Source organism: Gibbsiella dentisursi, assembly GCF_039539505.1.
Taxonomy (GTDB): Bacteria; Pseudomonadota; Gammaproteobacteria; order Enterobacterales; family Enterobacteriaceae; genus Gibbsiella; species Gibbsiella quercinecans.
On record NZ_BAABDG010000002.1, the window covers coordinates 2166609 to 2185398 of the forward strand.

The window sequence follows — 18790 nt, forward strand, 5'->3', positions numbered from 1 at the left end:
CCCTCAAGATAAATCGCTTTTTCCACCAGCACAAGCACTCAATAATGGCGCCCTACGGCACAAACGATCTGTGCAAAATCATCGTCAAAACAACGTCTGAACGGAGCTAAAAACCATGAATGAACTGATTGCGGTAGCCACCATTACTATTTTGGCGGTTATCAGTCCCGGCCCCGATTTCGCGATGGTCAGCCGCAACAGCTATGCCTTCGGTTCGCGCGCCGGCTTAATTTCGGCATTCGGCATTGCCTGCGGCGTACAGGTTCATGTGATGTATACGGTGCTGGGCATTGCCGTGATTATCGTCAATTCTCCCCTGCTGTTTCTGGCGATGAAAGTGCTTGGCGCTTCTTATCTGATCTACCTCGGGTACAAATCCCTGAGCAACAGAACGGTGCTGAAGCTGGAAGACGCGTCCGGGGCTGCGCCGTCATCATGGGCGGCCTTTCGCATGGGGTTCCTCACCAATGCGCTCAACCCGAAGACAATGCTATTCGTCGTTGCCACCTATACGCAGGTGGTTCGCACCGGAAGCACGCTAAGCCACAACGTTGCCTACGGCCTGTTCATGTCGGCTTCACACTGGATCTGGTTTAGCATCGTCGCACTCTTCTTCGCCGCCCCCACGATGCGCCGGCGCCTGCTGAATCATCAGCTCACCGTCGACAAGATCATCGGGGTTGCCCTGCTGCTGCTCGGCGTGTCACTGGTGTTTACCAACGTCAGCGTTTAAAAAAAGAAAAACTCAAGTTGCGTTGGCCCCAAGGGGAAAACCTGGGAGCGGACTAACCGTTAAATTTAGCCAACGCATCTGAAGCTTCAGGTATGAAAGTCTATGAGTCCACCCAGAAAATAAGCTGGCTTAATAATGAGGTCAGATCCGTTTTATTATTCGTACCAGTTTTATCTAATATTATTTTTATACGCTGCCGGGCATGTTCATAGCTAATACCGGCCGCCGCTGCGGATTCGATCAAGCTAAACCCTTTGGCTAACAGATAGCAAAGTTTTGCTTCAGTATCCGTTAGTTTGTAAAGATTTTTTAACAGGGTGGTATCCAACGCGCCTCTGCGCAAGCTGGCATCCGTTATAGAAATTAAAATTAATGCGGGGGTGTATATCAGAGGTTTGCCAAGATCGCGATTAACACGGGTAAATTTTATGATGAAGTTTTTAAAACCACTTCGTACCCCAAACGTCTGATGATGCCCTAGCGGCGTGGCATTTAGCCTTTTCACTTTCTCAAGAAAAAGCTTATTTAGTTCATTATTTATAAAGCTAAGCACGCCCTGACGATACCGAACCAACGTCCCTTCTGCGACAAGCATTTCAGCACGTGGATTCATCTCATAAAGCTTCATTCTTTCATCTACGACGAGGGCCGCTCCCGCAGAAGACAAGGAGATCGCCACTTCCGCCATTACACGCTGCCGTATATTGTTAACACGCTTCTCCTCGGCGAGCAGCCTTAACAGCGGCATCTTAATGGCGGAAAACAGGTGGGGAAAATATAAATCCAGCCTTCTGCTGGACTTTAGTGAGTAATTGAAACATAGGAAAAAATTATCATGTGGCCCCATATCGATTTTCATACCGGACCAGGCTATGCGCTTTCCCAATCTGGAATGATAATCGCAGTAGTATTCGGTATTTTTAAAGGTATCAGCCGGCATTTGCCTCTCAGAAACAAAGATAGATCCACTGGGCAAAGCGGCAATAACCGGAGCCCACGGATTAATGCCGATATAATAGCGTCTATAGCTATCTGCAATGACGTCATCAACACCACACCAGCTCAGCGTCAGCGCTTTACTGGCAAAGGGATCATGGTGAACGGAATGCAATGAAGTACCGGGGATGATTTCCGTGATCTTCTTTAACACCCCGTCCCAGGTAATTTCTCCCCACGAGGCACTTTCCAATACATAGGCTATTTCCAGTGCATCACTGTCTACAGATTCTTTTCTCACTTAAAAATCCTCATATAGTCAGATAGATACCTCCATCCATGCTTGGCTATAAGGTTTTTTAATTTTCCATAAATTAGAAATCATCTCTAAAGTTAACATAAGAACAATCTTAAAACCAATTAAATTAAGCAACGAGAAATTAGGAGCGCAGCCAGCCCATAGAGAATAAGCCTAAATAATTCGGGTTGCATGATAAAATATTGGATTTTTTAATAAAATAATTGCGCTGGCCTTACGAGAACGAGTTTTATGGGCAGATCAAATCGTTGAACTCAGCCAACACATATTTATTTCAGCAATGCCATAGCTATTAATCCAACCAACACATCAGTTGACTTAATAATGCAGTCAGTTCCGTTTTATTTTTTGTACAGGTTTTCTCTAAGATTATTTTTATACGTTGACGGGCATGCTCATAACTAATACCCGCCATCTCAGCTGACTCCATTAAACTTAATCCTTTGGCTAGAAGATGGCAAAGTTTTGCCTCAGTATCAGTAACTTTGTAAACACTCTTTAATAGTTTTATATCCAGTTCTCCTCTACGCAGGCTGGCATCTGTTATTGAGATGAAAATTAATGCTGGTGTGTATATCAAAGGTTTACCCAGATCTCGACTGACCCGGGTGAACTTTATAATAAATTTTTTAAAACCACTCCGTACCCCAACCACCTGTTGTGAGCCAAGCGGAGTAGCATTAAGAACTTTAACTTTCTCAACAAAAATATTATTCAATTCGTTATTTATGAAACTAATCACCCCCTGACGATACCTAACCAAACTCCCTTCAGAAATAAGCATTTCAGCGCGAAGATTCATCTCAAAAAGCTTCATTTTTTCATCTACAACCAGTGATGCGTCCGTTGAAGATAAGGATATTGCCGTCTCTGCCGTTACACGTTGCCGTATATTGTTGACACGCATCTCCTCACCAACGACCCTCAACAGCGGCATCTTAATAGCGGAAAGCAATTGGGAACAATATAAATCCAACTTTCTACTTATATTTAACGGGTAATGTAGACAGAAGAAAAAGTTCTCATGTGTCCCAATGTCTATTCTTATTCCGGACCAGGCGACCCGTTGCCCCAACCGGGAAAGATGATCGTTGTAATATTCGGTATTTTTTAATGTACTGGCCGGCATTTCTCTCTCAGAAACGAATATAGTTCCGCTGGGTAGCGCGGAAAAAACCGGCGCCCAGGGATCTATGCCGATATAGTAATTCTTATAGTTATCCGCAATAGCATCATCAATACCATGCCAGTCAAGTGTTAGCGCTTTACTGGCAAATGGATCATGATGTGCTGAATGCAATGAAGTACCAGGAATAATTTCTGCTATCCGTTTTAAAACAGTATCCCAGGTGATTTCTCCCCATGCAGCACTTTCTAATATGTAGGCTATTTCAGCCACATCATTATCTAAAGACTTTTTTTTCACTTAAAGTTACCCATGAAGTCCGTAAGGTTCAATACGAAAAAGAACAGGCTTGTTATTCTTGCTCATGAGATTTCTTCAAAACCTCCCAATTGGGAGGTTTCGACACGGATGCTTACATGCAGAATTGCCACCAACACAGTGGTTACATACTGGTTACAAGTAGCGGCAACGCATTGGCCTGGTAGTGCCGGAAGCATGCACAAACGACAAAACCCAAACGATGCGCAAATGCGTCTTTTATCTTGCGTTGTGCAGCTTGTAGAAATTTGTTAATTCCATGTTCCGGCACACGAATAACGCCAGCAAAATGAAATGAACAAAAGCGTCAACGCCAATATCAGCACGCAAACACGCGCTAAAAACGCACGTGGCCCTGGCGGCATTGATTTAATCGGGTAAGAAGTATTCGGCGATAGGGAATGGGAAGTCAGAAAATACGGTGCGGAGAAACGGCGGATCTGGCGGTGGATAGCAAGCATCATGAAGATGTCTGCGCCAACCGGTCACTGAGCAATGTCATTGATTTGCGGGTGATATAACAACACCTGATAAAAATTTCGCAGGTTCTTAATGTGATCCGTTGCTGTCGTGGCAGCGCTTACAAAAAGAAGTCACGCTGAGGAATAAATATGGAAATGGCAGGTTACCCTTTTAATCATTATTTTTTTGACTTGGGCATAAAATACTTACATGAGTTAGTTAAACTACGGCAAGATGGCGTCCTTTACTGGGACTTTTCTCGTAAGAATTTTAAGTCATTTTTACCAAAAATCATTTTGTTATATGTTTCATCTGGAAAAAAAATCACGCTTTTTTGCGATGATCATACACTTCCCGTTGCCTTATATCTTCGTGGGAAATCAAAAAATATCTTCATCGTGAGAATAAAGGCCGGAGAGGACGTATTACTGAATGACTTGCGGTCAGTAGCTAAAGGTGAACAACCTCTTATTCCTGAAGAAACCCAAAAGAACCGCCTGACATGGAAAGAATACCATCTATTAGATGAGATCTTACGTGGTAAAAAAATCATTTCAATCTCGAAAGAGAACATTGAATCACACAAGACAACCTATTCACGTGTTCAGAGTATTACTAAGAAGATGAAAGTAAGAAAAATTGCAATGCTGATTATGAGTTAATCAGTCTGCAAGAACGTAGGAGATCCTCCTAAAAACCAATGAAGTGCTGCAGTAAAAATTATCATCGGTCATCACATAAAAAGGAAGTTTCAATGAAAAAACTTGTTTTAGCTACACTCATCACCTCGTCATTCATTAGCGTTTCTGCCTTAGCCGACGTTACGGCGTCCGCTACGGCAAGCTGGGATGCGAGCGCAACCAAAGATACGACCAGTGCACTGGTCGTTACCCCACTAAAATCACTGACGTTTGAGTACGCAGAAGGCATCCAGGGTTTTAACACCCAGGACGGCGCGTTTGATATCACCATTCAGGGGCAGTCCGGCGCAACCGATTTTACCCTGACCTCGCAGATTGTCAGCAATACCCTGACGCGCAGCGCCGACGCGTCCACCTTGGACGTCGGCGTCGCCTGGAACGGTACCGCATTGTCCAACAGCAGCGTAACAACGCTGATCGATACGGCTAACAACGTGTCTTCCGGTCTGGATGCGCTGGCAGTAAGTTCGGCCTATGCCGGCAGCGATCGCACCAGTACCCAGGGCGCCTTCACTTTCTCCATTGATTCCGCCACTTCTGACGGTTCAACAGCCGCTGCCTTTGCCGATCTGGCAGACGGTTACTGGAGCGGCGATGTAAAAGTTCAGTTTACCGCTAACTGGACGATTTAATCGTTCCTGACGCATAACGGCTGAACCGGCACGTTGTTAATATTGCGCAAGATTAAAGGAGGGGTATCCCCTCCTTTAATGAGGTTTTTATGAATAAAGTTTTTACTCTTTCCTGGTCTGTTTTAGCTCTGCTGCCTTTTATGGCGCAGGCTGTCAATGTGGGTGAGGTAACATCCATGATGGCGCCTGACGAATTCAGCCTGTCAAAAGAAATTACCAACACGACAGATTCCGCACGCTTTGTCAGCGTCACAGTTTACCGCCTATCGTCCCCAATGGCCGAAGGCGTGATTATTCCGATGGAAAGCAAATCGGAACTCTTATCAACGCCTTCAAGTCTCATTCTGCCAGGCAATGCCAAAGATAACTTCCGTTTTTTCTATAAAGGCCCTAGTGACAACAAAGAGCGTTATTACCGGCTTTCATGGACAGACGAACCTATTACAGAGTCAGGTTATACGCAGAAAAGCAAACAGGGCCAGGCCACCACGTCTGCCGTTATCAATACCATATTAGTCGTAGGGCCGCGTAAAGAAAACTTCGATTTCAAACGTGATGGCGACACGATATATAACAGCGGCAATGCAGCATTCCGTGTCATCTCATTCGGAACCTGTAAAGACAAAAAAATGGACCAGGGCAAAGGGTGCCGTGAACGATATTACATCATGCCTGGCAAGAGCGTTAGGATAAAATATACCGATATTACAAACAATAAAACACGCATAGGTATTTGGCACGGCAAGACTTATATAAATGTAAAATAAAAGAGCGGAATATGGATAAATGGACTGGTTGCATAAAAGCGGCGGGGGTGAGTATTTTCTTTATTTCTTGCTCGTCGTCCGGAGCAGAAAAGCAAACATCGGTCAAGCTAGGCGAGTATCTCATCCCTGGCGTATTTGCCAATGCGCTGAATCAGGGCATGAGGGTGCCCGTGTTTATTAAATATAGCGGTGATGCACAAAATAATAAAAGCCAACAAAAGATCGCTGATGCCGCACTCGCCATTGACGAAAACGGTTTTCTTATCCGTGAAGTGACGCTGGCGGATCTGCCGAACAACACCGAATTATCCCCTGCGACAAAAGCGATAATCATCGGACTAAAGGATAAGCATTTCACCGGCGGAACCACGTTACGCCTCGGTGATGACGCAACCCTCAGTCTGGATATCAAGTCATTTTATCTGGAGTTGACCGTTAACCAACAGGCGCTGGCCGCATCGATTATCCCGCGCAGCAATTTGCTCGGCGAATCGACGTCAACCAATCTCTCCTCCGTGCTGAATTATACAGTCGGCAGCTATTACAACAAATATTCGAACCGCAATAACGGCAGCAGTTTTATCACGCTGGATAACACCACCTCACTGCGCGAGAACCACTTCAATCTGAACGGTTCCCTTTACGGATTGGGGACAGGCGACACCAGCAGCAACCTTTATCGCGCCATGTACGAGCGTGACTATGAGGGGCGCAGACTGGCACTGGGCATGGTAGACACCTGGAATTTACAGTCCATCGCCAGCATGAGCGCGCTGAATTCCAGCAGGATCTATGGGATAAGCTACGGCAATAAAAGCAGTACGCAGATCGAAGACAATACGCTGTCATTAACACCGATTACCGTATTTTTGCCGAGCGCCGGCGAAGTGCACATCTATCGTGAAGGCCGTTTGCTCAGCATCCAGAATTTCGCCATGGGCAACTATGAAATCGATACCACCCGGCTGCCCTTCGGCGTCTACAACGTGGACGTACAGGTGGTGGTCAACGGCCAACAGGTTAGCAGCCGTACCTCCCAGATCAACAAAACCTTCTCCAGAAAAAGCAGCCTGACCGGGGAAGTCGCGTGGCAAACCTTTAGCGGCATGTTGCAATACAATCGTATGGACTATCGCCGCGAGACCGAGAGGAGCCTAGGGAAGAAAGAGACCTGGCTTGCCGGCGGCGCCGCGGCGATAACGCTGCCTTACCTGTCGGGCATATCGCTAAAATCCACGCTCTACGGTTTCGATCATACCGGAGTTAACGAAAATGAAGTTAACGTTTCGTTCAATGACACGTTCAGCTTCAACCAACAGATGATGGCCGCGACGGACTCCTCCTGGAAAAGCATCAGTACGCTTAACCTGAGCATACCCGGCGGCTATGGTTCCTTGTGGGGTTCGCGCGAATTGAGCCATATCGGTAATAGACTACCGATTGAAAAAGGTGATTTTTACTCCGCCGGCGCCACCTTGAACCTGAGAAAGCTGACGCCGTATCTGGGCAGCCTGTCCCTCAGCAAAACCGTTAATAATTATACCGGCAACCAATATACCAACGTCGACTACAGCCAGACACTGTACAACACCCGCTACGCCACCATCAGTCTGCGCACCGGCATACAGCGTTATTACTACAACAATAGCAATGACGACGGCCTGCAAGATAAATACGTCAACATTGAGTTCTCCATGCCGCTGGCAACCTGGCTCAGCGCGGGGGTTTCAAGTGAAAATGGCAATATGCTGGCCAATACCAGTATCCGAAAACGCTTTGACAACAGTGTGATTACCAACGCCGGCGCGTCATTATCCAAACGGATCAAAGGTGGCGACGACAATAGCTATACCGCAGACCAATATTCATTGAATGGCTTTGCCTCTTACGATACCAAATATAATGCTGGCACGGTGGCGATGACGCATACCTCGGAAAATAACACCAACCTGAGCCTCAGTTCGCAAGGGTCGGTGGCGTGGTCTGGCCGCGACCTGGCGCTTAGCAAAGACAGCCAGCGCGCAGGCGTGCTGGTCAATACCGACTTCGCAGAAAAAGGCACGGTTGCGGCGCAGGTTAACGGGCGCACCTATGCCCTGTCCGGTAAATCCAATTTTATCGCCCTCCCCCCTTACGCAAAATATACCGTTGAATTAATGAACGATAAAAACTCCGAGGACAGCGTGGATATCGTCAGCGGCCGCAAAAACAGCGTCGTGCTTTATCCCGGCAACGTCAGCGTGGTTAACCCGGAAATAAAACAACTGGTGACCGTATTTGGCCGCATTCGCCACTCAGATGGCCAATTGGCGGTGAATACCGATATTCATAACCATATCGGTAAAACGCAAACCGATGAAAAAGGCGAATTTGCCATGGACGTAGATAAAAAATTCCCATTCATCACCCTGCTGGAAAGGAATGGCAGCGTTTGTGAAGCCGAACTCAATTTGCAGGGGGCAAGAGGCGCCGTATGGCTCGGTGATATTCATTGCGTCAGCCAAAATCAGACTGCGCAGCAGGAAGAAAAGGAGAGGCAATATGTTTATTAAACTACGCCAGACGCTGTTTTTATTGTGCAGCCTGGCGCACGGCGCAGGGGCGTTGGCCGCCACGGCCTACAACAGCGGCTCCGGGAGCAATACTTACCTGTTTATCGAGAATAACATCGATAATGAATATGTGGTGACGCCGGGCGCCCTCGATCCACGTTTTTCCGGCGCTAACGTCTGGACCAAATATTCAACCAACCAGACCAGCCTGGGTTATATGGGCTATGTCGGCTGGGCATCCGCCAATACCTATTATGATATGTGGATTGATAATTCCCCTATCACGGAACCATTTCAGGGCATACGCTGCATGTCGTCAGGCACTACCTGCCCTTCCGTTGGTTATATTGCCGGCGCAGCCACCGACGCCAACGGCTTTTACCACGCGCTGGCCGGCAGCAGCGTTTATAATGGCAGCTACGGCTTCGCCTCGTTTTCAGCCGCGGCGTATCAATATTTCAGAGAAAAATCCGTGGGATCCAGCGACAGCTTTACCCTGAACTGGTGTTTTACCTCAACCAATTATGACTATGCTGCCGGCACCCGATGTAAAGATCTGACCAGCAATGCGACATGGTACTACTACACCCTCACGGCCACCAAAGTCGGCCATTTAACGCTTAACAGCACCGGCGCGATGTCTGAACTTTGGGTAGCCAGTGACGGTACTCCCAGCGTGAATAGCGGCAGCGACATGTGCAGCATCGCGACCGTTAGCGGCACGTCCGGCGTCATTTGCAAAATGGTATCTTACTCTTTGCAACAAACCCAACAGGTCACCACCGCATTATATTTCAGAATGGTGCTGGATACCGCCGCACTCGGCTTTACGCCGGCGGCCAACACAGTTAGATTCAGCGGTGACGGTTCCACCTGGTACAACTACAGTGCCAACACGACCTATAGCAACGTATTTACCACCGCGGGCAACTATGTCTATGTCTTCCTCTCTAATACCTTCTTTAGCAATATTCTTAACAACGGCGTGACCATTTCTAACAATAATTCGCTGTTTACCTTCTATTTTACTAACGCGCTGACGCCGGAATCCGGCTATTACCAGTTCACAGCCTCCAATTCGCTCAACGTGACGCCGAAAGAATACGGCATTAGCATTGTTGCCACGGATGGCTCGGCCAACCCAAGCGCATCGGGAACCATCGGTAGCACATCGCCGATAGAATTTGACTATAAGGTCACCACGTCCGCATCCCGGCAGGCGGACGCCATTACCGCACAGGTAACGGGCAACAGCACTACCATCAATGACACGCCCTACTGTTTATTTACTTCGGCGGACGGCACATTAAACGTGCCGATTCCAGCCTATTTGTCTTATGTTTCGGCGGCAGGCGCGACGATAGAAAGCCGCAATAGCTGCAGTGAAGCGGCTATCGACATCACCAACGCTAACTGGACGCAAACGGCCTGGAATGCGGCGCTTGACGACGGCTACTACTTCACCACCACGCTAAAACTATTATTCCCAATGAATGATACGCGCTCGCTGTACACGGTAAGCGGGGATGACTGGGCCGGCACGGTCAGCGCCAGCGGCGAAGTGAATGTCACCGCAACCTGGGTCGGTGTTGATCCGTAAACCGCCAGGCCAGGGGCTCCGGCATGCCGGAGCCCGATGACGTATTCAACCGTATGATTGAGAGCACGCCGTGACCAAACACATGATTCTGGCCCTCCTTTGGCTGTTTTCAGCCAGCGTGAAAGCTGTTTATTTTGACTCTATTATTTATGAGATGCCGGCGGACAGAGATTTCATCGCCAAACAGCTTTTTAATGACACGCAAAAGAATAATATCTACACCATTTCCGCCTACCGGATAGATCGCCCGGGCGTCGGCGGCGAACACCGTTTGCCGATGGAAAATGGTGAACTGCTCTATGCGCCGCTGAAATTCTCCGTCGCCGCCAATGGCAAAGAGTACTTCAAAATATTTTACCGTGGCCCCCGCGACGATAAAGAGCGCTATTACCGCATAACCTTCACGGAATCGCCGCTGACGTTATTCCCGTTGAAACCGGCTGACCGCAAGACCTATATCTTCCCTGTTGTCGCCATGAATACCATTTTAGTGGTGCGGCCCAGAACATTGCATTTTTCCTACCGGCTGGATGAGCTGAATGGGACGTTACAAAACAACGGCAATACGTTCTTTCGCGTGATAATTCAAAAAGGTTGCAATGGCGATGATGAAAGCTCCACACAGTTCTATATGCTGCCCGGCGAAACTTATAAAAATAAAAGTCTCAGCGCCAAAAATAAGAAATATTTAGTGGCAATGGAAAGATACATCAAGCTGGGGAAAAGCTGTTTCAGTCATCCCCCGCAATAAAATCCCCCCCCACCGCACCGGTGCAGCGTCACTGCATTTTCCGGGTACCGGGTTACCCCAGCACGACAGCATACCGCTGAAAGCTGGTATGTTCGGCATCTCCGCAGTTAGCTGTAAGGGGTTAAGCCGCGTTTATGCCGCCGTTCAGGGCGACAAAAGCCCCCGCGCACATCATAAACCACCGTTTCGTCATAGGCCCGGAGCCCCGCTATGGGTGCGGGCCCCGATAAGATAATTGTGATTCAGGTCTAAAATCATTCATTCCATTCTTGTATGGTAGTATTTAACCTCCTATCTTTAGGTCATCAATTAAGATCACGGACGTATTCACATCACACATATTAATCCATGCTGGCCATGGATTAATGTCGTAATTCCATCATGGATGAATCGCTTTTATTTAAATAGCCTGTCTCTTCAAATTCAGGTGTATGGCACACTCACCTTTTATGTATTAAGTGAGTTTTTTATTTCCTGTTTCGTTATCCACAGGATAAAGCATTATCATATTTTACCTTACGTAACGAGGTGTTAAGAAATGGGCAGCGAAGAAACGCCATTGACTAATCATGAAAAAAACACACATGATTACCTGTCCCCCGCAAGCACATCCAAACGGCCCGCCGAAAAACGCCGTTTTATCCCTAAAGCGCACCCATTATCCTGGTGGATGTTGGTAATAACGACATTCGCTATTTTAATGAACTCAATTGACAGGATTATTTTACCCACGCTGCTACCTGCCATTATGAAAGACTTTAATCTGACGGAAATACAAGTAGGCTGGCTTAACTCATTAAGTTTTTTCGGCACATTAAGCGGCGCAGTGATTTTCGGCATATTTTCTGATGTTATCGGCACAGGCTATAAACGATGCTATAGCTGGACCGCAGCGGTGTTAGTTGAAGTGATATCGGGGGTCGCCACCGCGTTTTGCAAAACCCTGGGTGCGTTTCAGGCATTGCGCGTGACCATGGGAATGGGAACCGGCGGCTCCGAACCTATCAACGTGGCCATGCTGGGGGAATGGTGGCAAAAAGAAAATCGCGGCTTCGCCATCGGCGTGCATCATACCGGCTTCCCGTTAGGGCAGTTTATCGGCCCGGTGTTGATTGCCGGCATCCTGGCATTCGGCACCTGGCGCCAGGCGTTTCTGTTTATTCCGCTGATCGGCCTCTCCATCGTTGTGCTGCAGTTTTTCATTTGCACCAAGAAAAACCACCAACGCGTAATGACATGGATTGAAGAAAACAACCTCACCGTGCCGGTAGAACCGGTAGACGAGGGGGCCAAACGGGACAGTTTTAGCACCACGTTGGGCAAATCCTTATCATGCCTGAAAAACCGCAACTGCCTGTTGGCGATACTGCTGATCTTCGGCTTCACCTGGGCGGAAATGGGTATTGCGAACTTCCTGACGCTGCAATTAACCCGTGATGTGGGGCTGCCTCTCGGAACCGCGGCCATTATTTCCGGCGCCTCCGGCATCACTGGTTGGATTGGCCAAATCCTCTGGGGCGGCTATTCCGACGTCAAAGGCCGCAAGCGCTCGCTCGGCGTGATCATTTTCGGGTGGATGATCGCCACCGCATTGTGTACGTATATCCATTCCGCCGCTTTTGGCTGGGCCATCTTGATTTTCTGGGGGCTATTCAGAAATTCCCCCTATCCGGTCGCCTATGCGCTGTTGATTGATTCAGCGCCGAAAGCAGCGGCATCCAGTATGGGGTTAATGATTGGCCTGGCTGTCGGCATCGCCGGTATCCTGGTGGCGCCAATCACCGGGTGGATTATCCATGATTATGGTTTTAATGTGCATTACATGATTATTGTCGGTGTTCTGGCGCTGTCTTGCCTGCCGCTTTATTTCATTAAAGAAACCATTGAACATAAGGGTATTTAAAATGAATATTGAGCTGCTTAACGCATTACGCCACGGTGAACTGATAGAATTAAACCATAGCTATGAAGCGGCAATGCCCGTATGGCCGACGCATCCGAAATTTTTGCTGGCTGATTCGGAAACCTATGCCGCCGGGGACGGTAATTATAATAATTTGCTGCAAATGGGCGATCACTGCGGTACCCATGTGGATTCCCCATCGCATTTTATTCCAACGGGTAAAACCATCGAACAGATTAATGTCAGGTCGTTAATTGGCCGGGGCGTAAAAATAGACGTTTCGGATTATCCCGACGATAGCGAAATTACCGTCGCCATGATCCAAGCGTGGGAAAAAAGCAATGGTGATATCCAAGCCGATGATATTGTTTTGTTCCGTACCGGCCACGATAAAAAATGGCGGCTGCGGCCGGATCATAAACCTTTCTTATCCGGTTGGTCGGGCTTATCTGCGGCTGGCGCAGAATACCTTTTGGCGAAAGGCGTGAACGTCATTGGTTCCGATGCCATGTCGCTCGATGCCTGGTCGAACTCCAGCTACCCTGCGCATCAGATTATTTTGGGTTCAGGCAAATTGATCATGGAAAACCTGGCCAATTTGGATAGCGTCCCCGAAACCTTCATTTTTATCGCGCTGCCGTTAAGAATCAAAGGGGGTTCAGCCTCCCCGGTAAGGGCGATCGCATTGGTATAAGGCTATCCAGACATACGCCACTTGTACGCTGGCTAGCCATTCTGGTGTTTCCCCTTACCCGGCCAAACGCCGGTAAAGCACGCAGGCCGTGATATTGCCGGGCCGTCAATCAAATGCCGCAGTCAGATCCCCTGCCTGCGGCGAAGTCCCAGCTTTTTCCGGGCACCGCGTCCATCAGTTGTTGCGTATAGAGATGCTGTGGTGATGCCAGCACTTCGGCTGCCGCCCCATACTCGATCACCTCACCATACCGCATCACCAGCACGTCATCGCACAACTGCGCCGCCACCCGAAGATCATGGGTGATAAATAAAATGGCGACGCCCAGCCGCTGCTGAATATCATTAAGCAGTTGCAGCACTTGTGCCTGTACCGAGACGTCGAGTGCCGACACGGCTTCATCGGCGACGATCACATCAGGCTCCATCGCCAGCGCCCGAGCAATAGCGATACGCTGCCGTTGCCCGCCGGAAAACTGGTGCGGATAACGGTCAATGGCGTCGGCCGGCAGCCCAACCAACTCCAGCAATCTTTGCCCTTTCGCCCAGGCCTGGGCAAAGGAGGCGCCGTGGTTCATCGGGCCTTCCACTAAACTTTTGCCAATGCTGATGCGCGGATTGAGGGAACGGTTCGGATCCTGGAAGATCATCTGGATACGTTTGCGGTGCGGTTTAAGCCCGGCGGGCGACAGTTCGGAGATATCATTGCCGGTAATACGTATCGCGCCCTCGTCAGGCGTCAGCAGACGCATCACACAACGCGCCATCGTCGATTTACCAGAACCGCTTTCGCCGACAATCCCCAGCGTGCGGCCACGTTTAAGGCTGAAGGTCACATCATGCAACGCACGGGTGCCCTTGCGCCGCTTGCCGAACCAGCACAGCGCGCCGCCTTTAGGCGGATAAATTTTCCCCAGTTCAACAACATCAAGCACCACCTGCGCGCTGATCGCCGGGCGCACCGGTCTTGGCGCCAGGCTCGGCACCGCTGCCAACAGGGCTTTGGTATAGTCCTCGCGCGGCTGCGACAGCACTTGCCGCAAGGCGCCGGCTTCAACGATATTGCCCTTGCGCATCACGCAGACGCGGTCGGCGATGTCCACCACCACGCCCATGTCATGGGTGATAAATAACACCGCGGTACCGTGTTTTTGCTGGAGTTCGCGGATCAGTTTGAGGATTTGCTGCTGGGTGGTGACATCAAGCGCGGTCGTCGGTTCATCCGCGATCAGCAGCCGGGGTTCGAGCACCAACGCCATGGCGATCATAATGCGCTGCCGCTGGCCGCCGCTAAGCTGGTGCGGATAGGCGTCATAAACACGGGCGATATCCGGCAAATGCACCTGCGCGAGGGCGTCCAGCACACGCGCATGACGCTGCGCTGCGCCGAGATCGGTGTGCGTTTGCAGCACTTCATCTATCTGGCGCCCCACGGTCAGCACCGGATTAAGCGCGGTCATCGGCTCCTGGAAAATCATCGCCATATGGCTGCCGCGCAGCGCCTTCAGCCGCCCATTGGTGACCTGCAGCACGTCTTCGCCATCCAGCAGAATGCGCCCGCCAACCACCCCGAGCGCGCCTTTCGGCAGCAGGCCAAGCGTCGCCAGCGAGGTGACCGATTTGCCCGAACCGCTTTCACCGACCAGGCAAAGTGTTTCCCCGGCGCGGATACTAAAGGAGATGTCCTGCAAAATCGGCACGCCTTGCGCGGTGTTCACCGACAGGCGCTCGACATGCAGGATAACGTCATGCTGTTCACTCATGCTCTCCCCCTTTTATTCAGCCGCGGATCAAGCGCATCGCTCACCCTATCCCCCAACAGGTTAATCGACAAAATACACAATGAGAGAACCAGCCCCGGCCACAGCACCAGCGAAGGCTTAAGCTGGAAGTAGACGCGGCCTTCGGAAATAATATTGCCCCAGGTCGGGATTTCGGTGCCAATCCCCGCGCCAAGGAACGACAGAATCGCTTCCGTCAGGATCGCAGAGGCGCAGATATAGGTACTTTGCACAATCAATGGCGCCAGCGTGTTGGGCATCAGATGCCGCGTAAGCACCTTGAAGGTCGACGTCCCGCTGAGTATCGCGGCTTCGACATAGGGCTCTTCACGCGCCGACAGTACCCGCGAGCGCACCAGGCGAACAACCTGGGGGATTTCCGGGATCATGATCGCCACCATCACCGTCCAGATACCGGCGCTGCTCAACGAGACGATGGCAATGGCCAACAGGATGCCCGGTATCGCCATCAGGCCATCCATCACCCGCATCAACACGGCGTCCACGCCGCGAAAATAGCCCGCCAGCAGCCCCAACGGCAGGCCTATCAGCACACTCATGGCCGTAACGCCCAGCCCGACAATCAATGAGATACGCGCACCGTAAACAATGCGCGAAAACAGATCGCGCCCATAGGCGTCGGTGCCCAGCCAAAACGCCTCGCCGGGTGGCCGGAGGCGAAACGCCGGCGCCAGCGCCTGCGGATCGTGATTGGCGATCCAGGGCGCAAATATCGCCATCCCGACGATCAGCGCCAGGATCACCAGCGCAATGGCCGGCATCAGCGGTATACGCGGCAGTTTTATCAGCCGGCAGCGGGGTGCCGGCAAGATCGCTGAAACAGGTTTGCTCATGCCATGCCCCCCCTAATAACGAATACGCGGATCGCTCAGCGCGTACGACAGATCGATCAGCAAATTGATGATGACATAGACGCCGCTGGTCAGCAGGATCATGCCCTGGATCACCGGGTAGTCGCGCGCCAGCACCGCATCAACGATCAGCCGCCCCAGCCCCGGAATATTAAATACGCTTTCGGTCACCACCACGCCGGAGATCATCAGCGCAAAACCGGTACCGATCACCGTCAGAATCGGAATCATCGAATTACGCAGCGCATGGCGGAACAGCACATGGATTTCCGGCAACCCTTTGGCGCGGGCGGTACGAATGTAATCTTCCCCCAACACCTCCAGCACGCTGGCACGGGTCATGCGCGCCACCAGCGCGATATAGACCGAAGACAGCGTCAATGCCGGCAAGATAATGCGTTGCGTGAACGGCCAGGCCCCCTGGGAGATGCTGCGAAATCCTTGTACCGGCAACCATTTCAGTTCGATGGCAAACAGCGTGCTCAACAGATAACCAATCACAAACACCGGTATCGAGAATCCCAGCACAGAGGAAGACATCACCAGATTGTCGATCCAGGTACCGTGCTTCCACGCCGCCAGTACCCCCAGCGGCACCGAAATCAGGATGGTGAAAGTAATCGCGACCAGCGCCAGGCTCAGCGTCGGCTCCAGACGCTGACCAATCATGGTGATAACCGGCGTCTGGGCCATCAGGGAAGTGCCGAAATCGCCCTGCAACAGTTGCGCGATCCAGACAAAAAACTGTTGATACAACGGCTGGTTCAATCCCAGACTTTCACGAATCGCGGCCAGTTGCTGCGCAGTCGCCATATCACCGGCAATAATCGCCGCCGGATCGCCCGGCGACAGCCGCAGCAACAGGAAGACAAACAGCGCCACCACCAGCATCACCGGAATGGCCGCCAGCACGCGGCGAATAAAGTAACCAACCACAGGAACCTCCGAAAGGTGTATTTGCCCGGTAACTAGTCGCTTTTCTCAACGTTCCAGAACACTGTGGACGGGCCGGTCATCAAATGGCTGATATGGCTGCTCCACGCGGCCACATCATAGAACTGGCCCAGCGGAATGTAGCTGACCTGCGCCATCGCGCGCTTTTGGATCTCGACGGCGATATCTTTTTGCCTGGCCGGATCGGTCGCGGTCGCAAAATCGATCTTAAGCTGATTCATCTGCGGATCGGTCGGCCAGCCAAACCACGCCCCCTGGCGCCCGCCGCCATCGAGCATCGGATTGACCACCGGGTTCCAGATCGTTTCAGCATTCCAGTAGGTGAAAAACAGGTTCCAACCGCCCTGTGACGGTGGGTTCGGGTTGGCGCGCCGCGACACCAGGGTCTGCCAGTCCATCGGCTGCAAATCAACCTTGAAACCGGCCTTGCGCAGCGCCTGCGCCGCCACCACCGGTTGCGACGCCTGGCTCGGCACATCGGTCGGCTGCATGATCACCACCGGCGTGCCGTCGTAACCGGCCTTCTTCAGCAGCGCCTTCGCCGCTTCAACATCGCCGCCGTTCAGCAGCGTTTCACCGCCAGCCTGGCTTTCCAGCGCGGTGCCGCAGCCGAATACCGATGCGCACAGCTTGAAGTACTGCGGGTTGCCGACCAATGCGTCGAGCACATCCTTCTGGTTCATCGCCAACAAGGCGGCGCGGCGGATATCCGGATTATTAAACGGCGGGTAGAGAAAATTCATCCGGCCGCCGGTCATCGCGCCCAGCTTGCTCAAGGTGCCGGACTTAAGGTTCGGATCGGCCTGCACCATCGGCAAAAGATCGATGGGCAACTGTTCGATAAAGTCGATATCGCCGGAAGATAATGCGTTAATTGCCGTCATCCGGTCCGGCATGTTGATCCACTCAACACGATCAACCTTCACCACTTTGCCGCCCGCAGTGCCGCTGGCCGGCTCTTTGCGCGGCACGTATTGCTGGAATTTTTCATAAACCACGCGATTGCCGGGATCGAATTCACCGGCGACAAACTTGAACGGACCGGAGCCGGTGTAGTCGGTGATCATTTTGCCATCGGGGGTATTCGCGACGCGTTCCGGCATCATAAACGCCGCCACCGACGAAGGCTTCGCCAGCAGTTGCAGCACGTAACCGAACGGTTTCGCCAGCTTCAGCGTGATGGTTTTGTCGTCGGTGGCGGTAATGCTGTCGGTGTACTTCATCATCAACTGACCGCCGACATCGTAGCGCGCCCAGCGTTTGAGGGAGGCGACGCAATCGGTGGCGGTCACCGGTTTGCCGTCGTGCCATAGCAGCCCGTCACGCAAGGTGAAGGTGTAGGTCAGGCCATCCGGCGAAAGGGTCCAGTCCGCCATTTGCGGCCTCGGCTCCAGCTTCTCGTCCATGCCAATCAGGGTGTCGTAAATCATGTAGCCGTGGTTACGGGTGATTTGCGCCGTGGTGGCGATCGGATCCAGCACGCGCAATGAAGATGACATCACCGCATGCAAGGTTTTCTCCGCCGCCATCGCGGATGGGGCGATGAAAGCGGTGCTCACGCCGAGAGACAACAGACAGGCGATCAAACAACGGGACGGATATAGTTTCACGTTAACACTCCAGTAAATAGCAACCCCGGCTGTTGGGCGTTGCGGTGTGTGCAATGTAATGTGACAACGCTGGGCGCCAG

General features: G+C 51.2%; 15 protein-coding genes. 9 read left to right on the forward strand and 6 right to left on the reverse strand.

All coding sequences use genetic code 11. The annotated features are described in order from the left end of the window. Window positions 1-115: 115 nt before the first annotated feature. Complete coding sequence (locus ABFX35_RS10285) at window positions 116-733, forward strand: LysE family translocator (RefSeq protein ID WP_279025349.1); 618 nt, start codon at window positions 116-118, stop codon at window positions 731-733. Between the two features lie 100 nt (window positions 734-833). Here ABFX35_RS10285 and ABFX35_RS10290 read toward each other — a convergent pair whose 3' ends face one another. Both ABFX35_RS10290 and ABFX35_RS10295 read right to left on the reverse strand, forming a co-directional pair. Next, window positions 834-1970: a helix-turn-helix transcriptional regulator gene (locus ABFX35_RS10290; protein WP_279025351.1), complete on the reverse strand. Its 1137-nt coding sequence runs from the start codon at window positions 1968-1970 to the stop codon at window positions 834-836. Window positions 1971-2280: 310 nt separating this feature from the next. After that, window positions 2281-3414 (reverse strand): helix-turn-helix transcriptional regulator, encoded by a 1134-nt coding sequence (locus ABFX35_RS10295; RefSeq protein WP_346080697.1) that lies wholly within the window; start codon window positions 3412-3414, stop codon window positions 2281-2283. Window positions 3415-4043: 629 nt separating this feature from the next. Here ABFX35_RS10295 and ABFX35_RS10300 point away from each other — a divergent pair. From ABFX35_RS10300 to ABFX35_RS10335, 8 genes are all read left to right on the forward strand, one after another. Next, window positions 4044-4556 (forward strand): helix-turn-helix transcriptional regulator, encoded by a 513-nt coding sequence (locus tag ABFX35_RS10300; RefSeq protein WP_279025353.1) that lies wholly within the window; start codon window positions 4044-4046, stop codon window positions 4554-4556. A gap of 92 nt (window positions 4557-4648) precedes the next feature. Beyond that, a complete protein-coding gene (gene ecpA, locus ABFX35_RS10305; RefSeq protein ID WP_095848266.1) occupies window positions 4649-5227 on the forward strand; it encodes a common pilus major fimbrillin subunit EcpA in 579 nt (192 codons plus the stop codon). A gap of 89 nt (window positions 5228-5316) precedes the next feature. Continuing rightward, window positions 5317-5994, forward strand: a complete 678-nt coding sequence (locus ABFX35_RS10310; protein WP_279025356.1) for an EcpB family pilus assembly chaperone — start codon at window positions 5317-5319, stop codon at window positions 5992-5994. An 11-nt stretch (window positions 5995-6005) separates the two neighbouring features. Then, a complete protein-coding gene (locus ABFX35_RS10315) occupies window positions 6006-8546 on the forward strand; it encodes a TcfC E-set like domain-containing protein (protein WP_346080699.1) in 2541 nt (846 codons plus the stop codon). Next, complete coding sequence (locus tag ABFX35_RS10320) at window positions 8536-10146, forward strand: fimbrial protein (RefSeq protein ID WP_346080701.1); 1611 nt, start codon at window positions 8536-8538, stop codon at window positions 10144-10146. The genes ABFX35_RS10315 and ABFX35_RS10320 overlap by 11 nt, the downstream gene beginning before the upstream one ends. A 70-nt stretch (window positions 10147-10216) precedes the next feature. After that, window positions 10217-10897: a molecular chaperone gene (locus ABFX35_RS10325; RefSeq protein ID WP_413541221.1), complete on the forward strand. Its 681-nt coding sequence runs from the start codon at window positions 10217-10219 to the stop codon at window positions 10895-10897. 670 nt (window positions 10898-11567) lie between these two features. Then, complete coding sequence (locus ABFX35_RS10330) at window positions 11568-12800, forward strand: MFS transporter (protein WP_346080932.1); 1233 nt, start codon at window positions 11568-11570, stop codon at window positions 12798-12800. Between the two features lies 1 nt (window position 12801). Next, entirely contained in the window at window positions 12802-13494 is a 693-nt protein-coding gene (locus ABFX35_RS10335) for a cyclase family protein (RefSeq protein WP_279026250.1), read from the forward strand. A gap of 109 nt (window positions 13495-13603) precedes the next feature. On the opposite strand, the gene ABFX35_RS10340 is transcribed toward ABFX35_RS10335, so the two are convergent. Genes ABFX35_RS10340 through ABFX35_RS10355 form a run of 4 tightly spaced genes read right to left on the reverse strand, consistent with a single transcriptional unit; the run spans window position 13604 to window position 18710 of the window. After that, window positions 13604-15256 carry an ABC transporter ATP-binding protein gene (locus tag ABFX35_RS10340; protein ID WP_346080703.1) on the reverse strand — a complete coding sequence of 551 codons (1653 nt, stop codon included), beginning with the start codon at window positions 15254-15256 and terminating at the stop codon, window positions 13604-13606. Beyond that, complete coding sequence (locus ABFX35_RS10345; RefSeq protein WP_121555366.1) at window positions 15253-16128, reverse strand: ABC transporter permease; 876 nt, start codon at window positions 16126-16128, stop codon at window positions 15253-15255. The genes ABFX35_RS10340 and ABFX35_RS10345 overlap by 4 nt, the downstream gene beginning before the upstream one ends. Before the next feature lie 12 nt (window positions 16129-16140). Further along, window positions 16141-17082 carry an ABC transporter permease gene (locus ABFX35_RS10350; protein ID WP_279026243.1) on the reverse strand — a complete coding sequence of 314 codons (942 nt, stop codon included), beginning with the start codon at window positions 17080-17082 and terminating at the stop codon, window positions 16141-16143. A 32-nt stretch (window positions 17083-17114) separates the two neighbouring features. Beyond that, a complete protein-coding gene (locus ABFX35_RS10355) occupies window positions 17115-18710 on the reverse strand; it encodes an ABC transporter substrate-binding protein (RefSeq protein ID WP_346080705.1) in 1596 nt (531 codons plus the stop codon). Between the last annotated feature and the right edge of the window lie 80 nt (window positions 18711-18790).

What these genes read in the sequence shown, in the direction of transcription:
- ABFX35_RS10310 (WP_279025356.1), top strand. Translation starts at nt 5,317, where the DNA reads ATGAATAAAGTTTTTACTCTTTCCTGGTCTGTTTTAGCTCTGCTGCCT.
- ABFX35_RS10330 (WP_346080932.1), top strand. Translation starts at nt 11,568, where the DNA reads ATGTTGGTAATAACGACATTCGCTATTTTAATGAACTCAATTGACAGG.
- ABFX35_RS10285 (WP_279025349.1), top strand. Translation starts at nt 116, where the DNA reads ATGAATGAACTGATTGCGGTAGCCACCATTACTATTTTGGCGGTTATC.
- ABFX35_RS10345 (WP_121555366.1), bottom strand. Translation starts at nt 16,128, where the DNA reads ATGAGCAAACCTGTTTCAGCGATCTTGCCGGCACCCCGCTGCCGGCTG.
- ABFX35_RS10300 (WP_279025353.1), top strand. Translation starts at nt 4,044, where the DNA reads ATGGAAATGGCAGGTTACCCTTTTAATCATTATTTTTTTGACTTGGGC.
- ABFX35_RS10340 (WP_346080703.1), bottom strand. Translation starts at nt 15,256, where the DNA reads ATGAGTGAACAGCATGACGTTATCCTGCATGTCGAGCGCCTGTCGGTG.
- ABFX35_RS10335 (WP_279026250.1), top strand. Translation starts at nt 12,802, where the DNA reads ATGAATATTGAGCTGCTTAACGCATTACGCCACGGTGAACTGATAGAA.
- ABFX35_RS10320 (WP_346080701.1), top strand. Translation starts at nt 8,536, where the DNA reads ATGTTTATTAAACTACGCCAGACGCTGTTTTTATTGTGCAGCCTGGCG.
- ABFX35_RS10315 (WP_346080699.1), top strand. Translation starts at nt 6,006, where the DNA reads ATGGATAAATGGACTGGTTGCATAAAAGCGGCGGGGGTGAGTATTTTC.
- ecpA (WP_095848266.1), top strand. Translation starts at nt 4,649, where the DNA reads ATGAAAAAACTTGTTTTAGCTACACTCATCACCTCGTCATTCATTAGC.